General features: G+C 70.1%; 12 protein-coding genes. 4 read left to right on the forward strand and 8 right to left on the reverse strand.

All coding sequences use genetic code 11. The annotated features are described in order from the left end of the window. Positions 1 to 12: 12 nt before the first annotated feature. The 3 genes from HW566_RS03515 to cysS all read right to left on the reverse strand — a co-directional run bounded on the left by HW566_RS03515 (position 13) and on the right by cysS (position 5,036). Positions 13 to 2,481, reverse strand: a complete 2,469-nt coding sequence (locus HW566_RS03515) for a glycogen/starch/alpha-glucan phosphorylase (RefSeq protein WP_178014633.1) — start codon at positions 2,479 to 2,481, stop codon at positions 13 to 15. Between the two features lie 142 nt (positions 2,482 to 2,623). Next, positions 2,624 to 3,610 carry a 23S rRNA (guanosine(2251)-2'-O)-methyltransferase RlmB gene (rlmB, locus tag HW566_RS03520; protein ID WP_178010463.1) on the reverse strand — a complete coding sequence of 329 codons (987 nt, stop codon included), beginning with the start codon at positions 3,608 to 3,610 and terminating at the stop codon, positions 2,624 to 2,626. Next, positions 3,603 to 5,036: a cysteine--tRNA ligase gene (cysS, locus tag HW566_RS03525; protein WP_178010465.1), complete on the reverse strand. Its 1,434-nt coding sequence runs from the start codon at positions 5,034 to 5,036 to the stop codon at positions 3,603 to 3,605. Before cysS ends, rlmB begins: the two co-directional genes overlap by 8 nt. Positions 5,037 to 5,108: 72 nt before the next feature. Between cysS and HW566_RS03530 the strand changes: the two genes are divergently transcribed. Both HW566_RS03530 and HW566_RS03535 read left to right on the forward strand, forming a co-directional pair. Further along, positions 5,109 to 6,029, forward strand: coding sequence for a DMT family transporter (locus tag HW566_RS03530; RefSeq protein WP_178010466.1), 921 nt, complete (start codon positions 5,109 to 5,111; stop codon positions 6,027 to 6,029). A 1-nt stretch (position 6,030) separates the two neighbouring features. Continuing rightward, positions 6,031 to 6,516, forward strand: a complete 486-nt coding sequence (locus HW566_RS03535) for a GNAT family N-acetyltransferase (RefSeq protein WP_178010468.1) — start codon at positions 6,031 to 6,033, stop codon at positions 6,514 to 6,516. Between the two features lie 28 nt (positions 6,517 to 6,544). Here the strand turns inward: HW566_RS03535 and ispD are convergent, their stop codons facing one another. Both ispD and HW566_RS03545 read right to left on the reverse strand, forming a co-directional pair. Beyond that, complete coding sequence (ispD, locus tag HW566_RS03540) at positions 6,545 to 7,726, reverse strand: 2-C-methyl-D-erythritol 4-phosphate cytidylyltransferase (protein ID WP_178010470.1); 1,182 nt, start codon at positions 7,724 to 7,726, stop codon at positions 6,545 to 6,547. Positions 7,727 to 7,745: 19 nt separating this feature from the next. Continuing rightward, a complete protein-coding gene (locus HW566_RS03545; protein WP_076690104.1) occupies positions 7,746 to 8,228 on the reverse strand; it encodes a CarD family transcriptional regulator in 483 nt (160 codons plus the stop codon). 156 nt (positions 8,229 to 8,384) lie between these two features. Here HW566_RS03545 and HW566_RS03550 point away from each other — a divergent pair, with 156 nt between their 5' ends. Further along, positions 8,385 to 8,855: a DNA modification methylase gene (locus HW566_RS03550; RefSeq protein WP_178010472.1), complete on the forward strand. Its 471-nt coding sequence runs from the start codon at positions 8,385 to 8,387 to the stop codon at positions 8,853 to 8,855. Positions 8,856 to 8,948: 93 nt separating this feature from the next. Here HW566_RS03550 and HW566_RS03555 read toward each other — a convergent pair whose 3' ends face one another. Together HW566_RS03555 and HW566_RS03560 are read right to left on the reverse strand one after the other, a co-directional pair. Continuing rightward, positions 8,949 to 9,632, reverse strand: coding sequence for a response regulator transcription factor (locus HW566_RS03555; protein ID WP_178010474.1), 684 nt, complete (start codon positions 9,630 to 9,632; stop codon positions 8,949 to 8,951). Beyond that, entirely contained in the window at positions 9,629 to 10,834 is a 1,206-nt protein-coding gene (locus HW566_RS03560) for a sensor histidine kinase (protein ID WP_178010476.1), read from the reverse strand. The genes HW566_RS03555 and HW566_RS03560 overlap by 4 nt, the downstream gene beginning before the upstream one ends. A gap of 171 nt (positions 10,835 to 11,005) precedes the next feature. Between HW566_RS03560 and phoU the strand changes: the two genes are divergently transcribed. Further along, entirely contained in the window at positions 11,006 to 11,692 is a 687-nt protein-coding gene (gene phoU, locus HW566_RS03565; protein WP_178010478.1) for a phosphate signaling complex protein PhoU, read from the forward strand. 64 nt (positions 11,693 to 11,756) lie between these two features. Here phoU and HW566_RS03570 read toward each other — a convergent pair whose 3' ends face one another. Beyond that, a complete protein-coding gene (locus HW566_RS03570) occupies positions 11,757 to 12,506 on the reverse strand; it encodes a phosphoglyceromutase (RefSeq protein ID WP_178010480.1) in 750 nt (249 codons plus the stop codon). Positions 12,507 to 12,539 lie beyond the last annotated feature (33 nt).

Consider the following 12,539-nt stretch of genomic DNA (forward strand, 5'->3'; position numbering starts at 1 on the left):
CGCGCCGCGCGATCAGCGCGCCGGCTGCGTGTGCCAGATGCGGTCGATGTAGTCGCGGATCGAACGGTCGGACGAGAAGAAGCCCGTCCGGGCGACGTTGAGGATGGCCGACCGCGTCCAGCCGTCGCGGTCGGCGTAGGCGGCATCCACGCGCTCCTGCGCGGCGACGTAGGCGGTGTAGTCGGCCAGCACCATGAACCGGTCGTCGTAGAGCAGGTTCGACACGATCGGCTCGAACGTCGAGCGGTCTCCGCCCGAGAACGCGCCCGAGCCGATGAGATCGAGGGTGCGCCGGAGCTCGTCGTCGCCCTGTGCGAACTCGCCCGGCCGGTAGCCGCGCGCCCACAGCTCCTCGACCTGGGGCTCGCTCATCCCGAAGAGGAAGAAGTTGTCGTCGCCGACGAGCTCGCGGATCTCGACGTTCGCGCCGTCGTCGGTGCCGATGGTCAGGGCGCCGTTCAGGGCGAACTTCATGTTGCCGGTGCCGGAGGCCTCTTTGCCGGCGAGCGAGATCTGCTCCGACAGGTCGGCCGCGGGGATGACGCGCTCGGCGAGGGTCACGTTGTAGTTGGGCGGGAAGACCACCTTCAGCCGCCCCTCCAACCGCGGGTCGTTGTTGACGACGGAGCCGACGGCGTTGATGAGGTGGATGACCCGTTTGGCCATCGCATAGCCCGGAGCGGCCTTGGCGCCGAAGATGAACGTGCGCGGCTGCAGGTCGGCTGCCGCCACCCGCCCCGAGACGACGCGCTCGTAGAGGGTGACGATGTGGAGCACCTTGAGCATCTGCCGCTTGTACTCGTGCAGGCGCTTGACCATGACGTCGAGGAGGTGGTCGTCTGCGATCCCGAAGCCGTCGCGCGCCAGCAGCACATCGTTCAGGCGCCGCTTGTTCGCGGCCTTGACATCGGCGAAGGCGGCACGGAAGTCGGGGTCCTCGGCGTAGGACTCGAGCTCGCGCAGGCGCTCGAGGTCGGTGAGCCACCCGGTACCGAGCGCCGCGGTGATGAGCTCCGACAACTCGGGGTTCGCCAGCCGCATGAAGCGCCGCGGGGTGACACCGTTGGTGACGTTGGTGAACTTCTCGGGCATCATCTCGTCGAACTGGTGCAGCACCTTCTCGCGCAGCAGCTGCGAGTGCAGCTCGGCGACACCGTTGACCTTCGACCCGGCGACGGTGGCCAGGTAGGCCATGCGCACCGCGCGATGCTCCGACACGATCGACATGTCGCGCAGGCGCTGCTCGTCGTCGCCGAAGCGCTCGCGCACCCGCACCAAGAACTCGTCGTTGATGCGGTAGATGATCTCGAGGTGACGCGGCAGCAACCGGCCGAGCAGATCGACCGACCAGACCTCGAGAGCCTCGGGCAGGAGGGTGTGGCACGTGTAGGCGAAGCACTTCTGGGTGATCGCCCACGCGGCATCCCAGTCGAGCTTGCGCTCGTCGACGAGCACGCGCATCATCTCGGGGACCGCGATGACGGGGTGGGTGTCGTTGAGCTGGAAGATCACGCGCTCGGGCAGGTCCGCCAGCTCGAAGTCCTCGGGCAGAACCTTCGTCATGTAATCGGCGATGGATGCCGCCACGAAGAAGTACTGCTGCTGCAGACGCAGCTCCTTGCCCTGCGGCGTCGAGTCCTCGGGGTACAGCACCTTCGAGATGTTCTCGGCGAAGGTCTGGGCGCGAACCGCTTCGACGTACTCGCCGCTGTTGAAGGTACGGAGATCGAACGCCTTCGTCGCCTCGGCGCTCCACAGGCGCAGGGTGTTGACCCGCCCGTTCTGGTAGCCCGGAACCATGTAGTTGTAGGGCACGGCGCGCACGCTCCAGGCGGGCACCCAGCGGCTGCGCAGAACGCCGCCGTCGTCGTACGTCTCGGTGTGACCGCCGAACGACACCGTCTGCGCCGACTCGGGGTGACGGAACTCCCACGGAGACCCCAGGGCGAGCCACGCGTCGGGCTTCTCGATCTGCTCGCCGTCGCGGAAGACCTGACGGAAGATGCCGTACTCGTAGCGGATGCCGTAGCCGATGCTCGGCACGCTCAGGGTCGCGAGCGAATCGATGAAGCACGCGGCGAGACGCCCGAGGCCGCCGTTGCCGAGCCCGGGCTCGACCTCGTGGGCGCGCATGGTGTCGATGTCGATGCCGCACGCGGCCAGCGCCTCGGTGGCGATGTCGGTGAGCCCGGATGCGAGCAGGTTGTTGTCGAGCTGTCGGCCGAGCAGGTACTCCGCCGACAGATAGCAGACAGCCTTGCTCTGATCCGCACGCTGACGCCGCTGGTCCTCGAGCCAGCGCGCGACGAGATAGTCGCGAACGGTGGCCGCCAGCGCCGTGTAGCGGTCGGTCTCGGTCGACGACGACAATGCGACGCCGCGGTCGAGGTTGAGGTTGCGCAGGAACTCGCGGACGAAGCCGTCGACGGTCGCCGGCGGCGACGTCACAGGGGCGAGCGCGAGGGGGTGCGTCGCCGTCATCGGACGGGAGTCAGGGGTCTTCTCGATCTCGGGCACAGTTCGAAACTACCCAATCGGGACCCGTCGCGCCGGGCCCTTCCGACGCGCGCTCGGGAATTAACAGGAAGGTCATCGCGCGGTCACAGCGCGACGACCCGTCCCGTCATTCCTGCGCCGCGCGGATGGTGGCGACCTGGTACAGAGCCACGGATGCCGCGATCCCGGCATTGAGCGACTCGGTCGCCGCCGAGATCGGGATCGACACGACCTGGTCGCAGGTCTCGGTCACCAGACGCGATAGACCCTTGCCCTCGGATCCGACGACGATGAGCACCGGGCGGTCGGCGAGCTGCAGCGCGGGGAGCGCGACGTCGCCGCCACCGTCGAGTCCGAGCACGAAGACGCCCTGCTTCTTGAACTCCTTGAGCGTGGTCGTCAGGTTCGGGGCGATCGCGACGGGGATGCGGGCGGCCGCACCCGCACTGGTCTTCCACGCCGCGGAGTTCACGCCTGCCGAACGACGCTGCGGGATGATGACGCCCTGACTGCCGAATGCGGCGGCCGAGCGCATGATCGCACCCAGGTTGCGCGGATCGGTGACGCCGTCGAGCGCGACGAACAGCGGGGTCTCGCCACGGTCGATGACCTCCTCGAGCAGATCCTGCGGATGCCCGTACTCGTACGGCGGCACCTTGATCGCGACGCCCTGGTGCACGCCGTCGAACCCGGCCATGCGATCGAGCTCCTGACGCGTGACCTCGAGGACGGGGATGCCGCGGTTCGTGGCGATCGACAGCATCTCCTTGACCCGGTCATCCATCTCGACGCGTTGCGCGATGTAGAACGCGGTCGCGGGGATCTTCGCACGCAGCGCTTCGAGCACGCTGTTGCGGCCCGTGACGGTCTCGGTGTCGTCGCCCGCCTTCGCCTTCGGCGCCCGATTGCCGTTCGAGCGCTGCTGGGTCTTTCCTCCTGCGGCGACGAATCGCTCCTGGGCGGCCTTGCGCTTGCCGGCGGGGTGCCAGGCGCGGTCCTCGGCCTTCGGCGTCGGCCCGCGGCCCTCGAGCGAGCGACGGTTCTTGCCGCCGGTGCCCTTGGTCGGGCCCTTCTTCTTGCCGCGTCCGGCGGACGGATTTCCTGGCTTAGCCACGGTTCACACTCCAATGGGTCCCCTCGGGACCGTCTTCGAGGACGATGCCGGCCGCCGCGATCGCGTCGCGGATGCGGTCGGCCGTCGCCCAGTCCTTGTGAGCACGCGCATCGGCGCGCTGGTCGATCATGGTGCGCACGAGCGCATCGAGCGCGGCCGTCTCGGCGGCGTCGCCGGCATCCGTGCCCATACGCTGCAGGCCGAGCACCGACAGCATGCCGGCCACGCCACCCAGGGCCGTACCGGCTGCGTCGAGGTCGCCGTCGTCGAGTGCCGTGTTGCCGGCGCGAACGGTCTCGTGCAGCACGGCGAGTGCCTGCGGCACGCCGAGGTCATCGTCCATCGCGGCGCCGAACGCTGCCGGAACGGCCGCGTTGATGGCGAGATGACCGTCCTTCGCGAGCACCCGGCTCGATCCACCGTCACGCAGGGCCCGCGACGCGCGCTGCTCGAACGAGCGGATGCGGTCGAGCGCGGCCTCGGCCTCGGCGAAGCTCGACGCCGACAGGTCGAGGCTCGAGCGGTAGTGCGCGGCGCCGAGCGCGTAGCGCACGACGAGCGGGTCGTGCTCGGCGAGCACGTCGGCGGCGAGCAGGACGTTGCCGAGCGACTTCGACATCTTCTGGTCGCCGACGGTGACGAGGCCGTTGTGCACCCAGTATCGGGCGAACGCGTCGCCGGCCGCGGTCGACTGCGCGAGCTCGTTCTCGTGGTGCGGAAAACGCAGATCGAGACCGCCGCCGTGGATGTCGAACTCGGGGCCGAGGTAACGACGGCTCATGGCCGAGCACTCGATGTGCCAGCCCGGACGCCCGCGACCCCAGGGCGACGCCCAGGCGGCATCCGCGGGCTCGTCGGCCTTCGCACCCTTCCACAGCGCGAAGTCACGGGGGTCGCGCTTGCCGCGCGGGTCGGCGTCGGCAGCGGCCTCCATCGCGTCGAGCGATTGCCGTGTGAGTGAGCCGTAGCCCGGCCACGAGCGCACGTCGAAGTAGACATCGCCCGATCCATCGGGAGCGGCGTACGCGTGGCCGGACGCGACGAGGGTCTCGATGAGCTCGACCATCTGCGGCACGGATGCCGTCGCGCGCGGCTCGTAGGTGGGGGCGAGCACGTTCACCGCGGCGTACGCGCGGGAGAACTCGAGCTCGACGCGGTACGCGAGCGCCCACCAGGGCTCGTCGTCGGTGGCGTTCGCGAGGATCTTGTCGTCGATGTCGGTGACGTTGCGCACGAAAGTGACGCGCCCGTGGCGGTACTCCAACCAACGACGCAGGATGTCGAAGCCGACGGCGGCGCGGACATGGCCGATGTGGGGACCGGACTGCACCGTTGGACCGCAGACGTAGACGGTGACGGTCGACGGATCGCGAGGCGCGAAATCGCGCAACGCCTGCGCGCGAGTGTCATAGAGCCGGACGGTCACTTCACCAGCCTACCGGCGGGGCGACGCGGCGCCGCGGCACGCCCGCACGACATGAGGCGGTAGAACTGGAGAGTGCTGTTCGTGATCGCCGTCCTCGTCGCCGCCGTGCTGTTCGGGACGACGGGAACAGCGCAGGCCCTCGGCCCGGCGGACACCACTCCGCTCGCCGTCGGCGTCGCGCGCCTGCTCGTCGGCGGCACCGCCCTCGGGATCCTCGGGCTGACCGTCGGGCGACACCGGCAGCGGACCCAGGGCCGGCCGGACGCGACCCGACGTGGGCGCGCGCTCTTGCTCATGGCGCTCACGGGGCTGTGCCTGGCCCTGTACCAACCGTTGTTCTTCCTCGGCACCGCACGGAACGGCGTCGCGGTCGGCACCGTCATCGCCCTCGGGTCCGCCCCCGTGCTCGCCGGGCTGCTCGAATGGCTGCTGACGCGGCGTCGACCGACGTCGTCGTGGATGCTCGCGACAGCGCTCGCGACCGCCGGAGTCGCTCTGCTCGCGGTCGCCGGCGGCGGCTCGAGCGGCGCCGACATCGTGGGGGTCGCCGGCTCGCTCGGCGCGGGTGCCTCGTTCGCCGTCATCGCCAACGCGCAGCGCCGGCTCGTGTCGGCCGGGTGGGATGCGTTCACGGTCTCGGGCGCGATGGGCGCCGGCGCAGCCGTCTGCGGACTCGTCATGCTGCCGTTCACCGACATGGGCTGGTTCGCCGAGCCGCGCGGCTGGCTCATGGCCGTCTGGCTCGGGCTCGCCACTGTCGCCCTCGCGTACGCCCTGTTCACCTGGGGACTGGGCGGGCTGAGCGCGGCGACGGCGGCGACCCTGACACTCGCCGAGCCGCTGACGGCGAGCCTGCTCGGGGTGCTGCTGTTGGGCGAGCAGCTCGCCCTCCCGGCGATCGCCGGGCTCGCCGTGCTCGCGACGGGCCTGATTCTGCTCGCGGCGACGTCGCGGTCGCGCCGCAATCCCGCTCCGACCCCCTTGGAGGCCTGACATGTCGACATCGGTCACGATCGTGCGCGACGACCTCACCGGCGAACCGACCCGTGCGCTGAGCGCCTCGCACGCGTCGGGCATGCTCGCGAACACCCCGGTCGAGAGCGTGCACGCGCTCGATCTGACCGGACTGCAGGATCCGGCCGTCCGTGTGTACTCCGCCTGGGTCGACGGCGAGATCGCGGGGGTCGGCGCGTTCAAACGCTTCGCTGCGGATCGCGCCGAGCTCAAGTCGATGCGCGTCGCCGACGCGTTCCTCGGACGCGGCATCGGCCGCGCGATCCTCGGGCACCTCGAGCACGAGGCCCGCGCCGCCGGCATCCGCAGCCTCTGGCTCGAGACGGGCGCCGGCGCCGACTTCGTGGCGGCCCGCACCCTGTACGAGCGGTCGGGGTTCGTCGTCTGCGCACCCTTCGGCGACTACGCGCCCGATCCGCTGTCGGTCTTCATGACGCGCGAGCTCGCACCCGCGACGGAGTCGTGAGGACGGACGGCGGCGGTGTCCGACGCGGTCAGTGCGCGGGGTGGACCAGAGCCACGGCGGTCGCCGAGACGCCTTCGCCGGACCCGGTGAACCCGAGCCCGTCGGTCGTGGTCGCCGCCACCGACACCGGTGCGCCGAGGGCCGCCGAGAGCACCCGCTCGGCCTCGGCGCGGCGGGACGCGAACCGCGGGCGATTGGCCTGCACCTGGACCGAGACGTTCCCGACCGCGAACCCGGCCTCTGCGACGAGCTCGCGCACCCGGCGGAGGAAGACCTCCCCGGTGGCGCCCGCGAACTCGGGACGGTCGACGCCGAAGTGCGTGCCGATGTCGCCGAGTCCCGCGGCCGCGAGGACGGCGTCGACGATCGCATGAGCCACCGCGTCACCGTCCGAATGACCCCGGAGGCCGGCCTCGCCCGGCCACTCCAGGCCCGCCAGGCGCAACGTCGCTTCGCCGCCGACGGCGTGCACATCCGTGCCGATCCCCACCCGCGGGAGCACGGGGACCCGGTCGGCAGCGCCGCGCACCAGATGTCGCGCACGGTCGAGATCGGCCGGCGTCGTGATCTTGAACGCCAGATCACTGCCCGCCACGTGACGCACCCCGTAGCCGGCGGCGGCGAACAACGCCGCATCGTCGGTGTGATCGTCGGTCGCACGAGCGTAGGCGTCCTCGAGGGCGGCACGGGGGAATCCCTGAGGCGTCTGGGCCGCGACCAGCGGAGCACGGTCGACGGCGGCGGTCACCGCCGCATCCTCGACGCGCTTGAGGGTGTCGACGACGGGTCGGGCGGGGATCGCGCCGGCGCCCGACTCGCGCACCTCGTCGATCACCCGGGCGAAGACGTCGGCGGGCGTCAGCGCGCGTGCCGCGTCGTGGACCAGCACGATCTCGACATCGGCCCACAGCGCGTGGAGGCCTGCGGCCACGGACTCCTGCCGCGAGGTGCCGCCCGCCACGACCGAGACCAACGAGGCACGATCGCCGAACGCGGCCTCGGCCTCGGTGCGGGCATCTCCTTCGCGACCCGGCGGAACGACCACGACGACCTGCGCCGGGGGTGCGAGTGCGACGCCGTCCAGCGCGTGGCGGAGGATCGTGTGTGCGTCGATTCCGACGAAGGCCTTCGGGCCTCCTGCGCCCAGGCGCGAGCCGGAGCCCGCGGCGACGACGACGACGGCGACCCGAGGGACCGGGATGATGCTCACGGCGGTGTCGCCGCGCCGGTCAGGAGGCGAGGACCTCGTCGAGCACGCCCGAGGCGTGCTCTTCGTCGGCCTTCAGCGCGAGCGCGATCTCGGAGACGAGGATCTGACGGGCCTTGGCGAGCATGCGCTTCTCACCCGCGGACAGGCCGCGGTCCTGATCGCGGCGCCACAGGTCGCGGACGACCTCGCTGACCTTGATCACATCGCCCGAGGCGAGCTTCTCGAGGTTCGCCTTGTACCGACGCGACCAGTTGGTGGGCTCCTCGGTGAACGGCGCGCGGAGCACATCGAACACACGCTCGAGGCCGTCCTTGCCGATGACGTCGCGAACGCCGACGAGATCGACGTTGTCAGCCGGGACCTCGATGATGAGGTCTCCCTGGGTGACGTTGAGCTTCAGGTATTTCTTCGTCTCGCCCTTGATGATCCGGTCCTTGACCTCGATGATCGTGGCTGCCCCGTGGTGGGGGTAGACGACGGTTTCGCCAACCTCAAAAAGCATGGAGTTATATCCCTTCGGCAACATCCAGGATACCACAGGGGGCATACAGTAAGGTTCGCCGCCGCCGGCCCCGTGCGCGGACACGGCGGTGTCGGCGGAAGCCCGGGTGCACCCCGTAGACTGCATGTTGCCGCCGTCTGCCTGCCTGGAGGATCCGTGAAACTGCGAATCGTCGCTTCTATCGCCCTGGGCGCCGCCCTGACCCTGGGAGCCACGGGCTGCAGCATGATCGCCCCGCAGGCGACGACCATCGACTACTCCGCCTCCGACGGCGTGAACATCCCGCCCTCGGGCCCCCTCGACATCCGCAACGCGATGGTGATCGCCGACGAGTCCGGCACCGCGGGAAACTTCCTGGCCGCGATCGTCAACGACACCGACGAGCCGCAGACGCTGGTGTTCGGGTTCGGCGATGACACCACGACGCTCCGCGTGCCCGCCCGCGAGCGCATCAGCCTGGGCGTCGACGGCGAGGAGCCCATCCTCCTCGAGGACATCGACACCCTGCCCGGAGCCACCCTCCCCATGTCGTTCCAGTCCGGCGACGGCGAGGGCGTGCGCACCGAGGTTCCCGTGCTCGACGGGATGCTGCCGTACTACACCGAGTTCGTGCCCCGCGTCGACTGACCTCGGCACGCGGCCAGCACGCGACGAGAGGGCCCGGCGTCGCCGCCGGGCCCTCTCGTCATCTCCCGTCACCGCCGACGCGGGCGGGCATTCTCAGGCCTCGAAGCGGTAGCCCAGGCCACGCACCGTCAGCAGCATCGCAGGCTGCCCCGGGTCGGCCTCGATGCGCGACCGGATGCGCTTGATGTGCACGTCGAGCGTCTTGGTGTCACCGAAGTAGTCGCTCCCCCACACCCGATCGATGAGCTGTCCGCGTGTCATCACCCGTCCGGCGTTGCGCATGAGCACCTCGAGCAGTTCGAACTCCTTGAGGGGCATGTTGATCTCGCGACCGTCGACGGCCACGGTGTGGCGGTCGAGGTCGATCGTCACCCGGCCACCGGCGAGCACGCGCTCGTCGACGTCCACATCGGCGGTCGACGCGCGACGCAGCACCGCGCGCATCCGGGCGAGGAGCTCGCGCGAGGAATACGGCTTCGTGACGTAGTCGTCGGCGCCCAACTCGAGCCCGACGACGATGTCGACCTCGGAGTCCTTCGCGGTCAACATGATGATCGGGATCTTCGAGGTGGTGCGCACGATGCGGCACACCTCGGTTCCCGGCATCCCGGGCAGCATGAGGTCGAGCAGCACGATGTCGGCACCACGGGAGTCGAACGCCTCGAGGGCAGACGGACCGTCCTCGGCGATCTCGACCTCGAACCCCTCCCGACGCAGCAGGTACGCCAGCGGATCGGCGAGGTCGGGCTCATCCTCGACGAGCAGAACACGGGTCATGGTGCGTCTCCCTTCGTCCGGGCGGGAAGGGCCCGGGCGATCTTCTTCTTGGTCTTCTTCGGCGCGGGCGTCCCCTCGGGGGCCGGTACCGCGGGAAGCCGGATGGTGAACGTCGATCCGCGCCCGGGCCGTGACCACAACTGCACTTCGCCGCCGTGACGCTGGACGGCATGCTTGACGATCGACAGGCCGAGACCGGTGCCTCCGGTACGCCGCGATCGGGCGTAGTCGGCGCGGTAGAAGCGCTCGAAGACCCGTTGCTGCTCGTTCTCGGGGATGCCGATGCCACGGTCGGTGACGGCGATCTCGATCGCGTCGGCGACGTCGCGCACACCGACTCCGACCTGGCTGGCAGGCGGCGAGTACGCGATGGCGTTGGCGATGAGGTTGCCGACCGCCTCGCTGAGGACCTGCACGTCGCCGCGTACGTAGAGGCCGCGATCGCCGCCGCGGACCAGCGCGACGCCGGCGGACTCGGCCGCGATGACGTGGGTCTCGATCGCCGAGGTGATGACCTCGTCGACGGCGACGTCCCGCAGCTCGGTGAGCTCGTCGGAGGACTGCAGTCGCGAAAGGCTCATGATGCGCGACGTGAGGTTGCCCAGACGCATCGCCTCGGCGCTGAGCCGGGTTGCGAAGCGTCTCACCTGCTCGGGGTCGTCGGCGGCCGACTCGATCGCCTCGGCGAGCAGCGTCACCGCGCCCACCGGCGTCTTGAGCTCGTGGCTGGTGTTGGCGACGAAGTCACGGCGCATCTCGGCGACACGTTCTCGCTCGGTGATGTCGCGCACCAGCACGAGCGTCAGCCGGGGGGTGATCCCGCTGGCGCGCGCGACGATGAGCCGCGGCTCGGCGGGCGCGACGCCGCGTCGCAGGCGCAGCGTGCCCGTCTCGGAGTGCGACACGCCGCGCGACGATCGCAGCAGTTCGCGCAGCTCGTCCCCGGGGATCGCCTCCCCCTCGCGGAGACCGAACAGCTCGGCGGTCGGCGAGGTGGCGACGATGACGAACGACGCGTCGACGATGAGCGCCGCCTCGTCGAGGGCGGCCAGGACGGCGCGCGCGCCGGGCGGGACGTCGCCGTCGGCCTGAGCGATCGCGCGGTCGCGCGCCCGGAGCGCGAAGAACACGAGAGCGGAGACGAGGATCCCGACGACGGCCCCGGCGAGCAGGGCGACGAGCGCCAGCTGCGTCGGGTTCATTCCTCCAGATTAGGACGCCGCCGACGCACGCACCGTCGTCATCCGCACGATCCTCCGGCGAGGCGGCGGGATGTTCATCGGCCGGGCACCGTTCGTTAACCTTGTCGAGCGACAATCGCGTCGCCGTGAGTGCGGTGTCGTGCTGTCCCCGCAAGAAGGAAAGGTGCCCTGATGCGCGAAGTTTTCCACCAGTCCCTCGAGGACGTCCAGGCTCGCCTGGTCGAGATCTCCGAGCTGGTGACCGTCGCGATCGAGAAGGCCACGCGCGCGTTCGGGACCAGCGACATCAACCTCGCCGAAGAGGTCATCGACGCGGATGCCGTGATCGACGACAAGGCGATCGCGATCGATGAGCTCGCGATCGAGATCCTCGCGCGCCAGCAGCCCGTCGCCCGCGACCTGCGCATCGTGGTGGCCGCACTGCGCACCAGCGCCTCGCTCGAGCGCATGGGCGACATCGCCGAGCACGTCGCCCAGCTGACCCGCATGCGCTTCCCCGAGCGCGCCATCCCGAAGGGCCTGAAGGGCACCTTCACCAAGATGGGCGAGATCGACGTGGAGGTCGCCCGCACGCTCACCGAACTGCTGCGCACCGAGGACCTCGCGCTCGTCGAGACGCTGCGCGCCCTCGACGACCGGCTCGACGACCTGCACCTCAGCGTGTTCGAGAAGGTGCTCAGCGAGAACTGGCAGGGCGAGGCCGCCGCGACGGTGGACGCGACCCTGGCCAGCCGGTACCACGAGCGTTTCGCCGACCACGCCGTCACGGTCGGCAAGCGCGTCGCCTACCTCGCCACGGGCGAGTGGCGTCCCGACACCGAGACGATCAACGTCATCGTCGGAGAGAACAGCCTCTGACGGACGTCGCGCTGACGACGAAGGGGCGGTGCCGGTCGGCACCGCCCCTTCGTGGTCCGCTGAGTCAGGCCTTGCCCTGATTCGCCACGGCGGCGGCGCCCGCGGCAGCGGCCTCGGGGTCGAGGTACTCGCCCGGTGCGAGGGGCTGCAGGTTCTCGTCGAGCTTGTAGACGAGCGGGATGCCCGTGGGGATGTTCAACTCGGCGATGTCGGCGTCGCTGATGCCCTCGAGCTGCTTCACCAGGGCGCGCAGCGAGTTGCCGTGCGCCGTGACGAGCACGGTCTTGCCCGAGCGCAGATCGTCGGCGATCTCGGTCTCCCAGTACGGCAGCAGGCGATCGATCACCAGCTTCAGCGACTCGGTGCGGGGCACCTCGCCGTCGATGCCCGCGTAGCGGGGGTCGCCGACCTGGCTGTACTGGTCGTCGTCGGCGAGGAGCGGCGGCGGCACGTCGAACGAGCGGCGCCACAGCATGAACTGCTCGTTGCCGTACTCCTCGAGGGTCTGCGCCTTGTCCTTGCCCTGCAGCGCACCGTAGTGACGCTCGTTCAGGCGCCACGACCGCTTGACGGGGATCCACAGCCGATCGGCCGCGTCGAGCGCGATCTGCGCGGTCTGGATGGCACGGCTGAGCACGGAGGTGTACAGCACGTCGGGGAGGAGCCCGGCATCGGCGAGCAGCTCGCCCCCGCGCTGGGCCTCGGCCTTGCCCTGGTCGGTCAGGCGGACATCGACCCAGCCGGTGAACTGGTTGGACTTGTTCCACTCGCTCTGGCCGTGGCGGAGGAGGATCAGCGTGTAGGGCGCACTCATGCCCCGAGTCTACCGAGCCCGGGCCTGCGATCA

The organism is Microbacterium oleivorans (assembly GCF_013389665.1).
Lineage (GTDB): Bacteria > Actinomycetota > Actinomycetes > Actinomycetales > Microbacteriaceae > Microbacterium > Microbacterium oleivorans_C.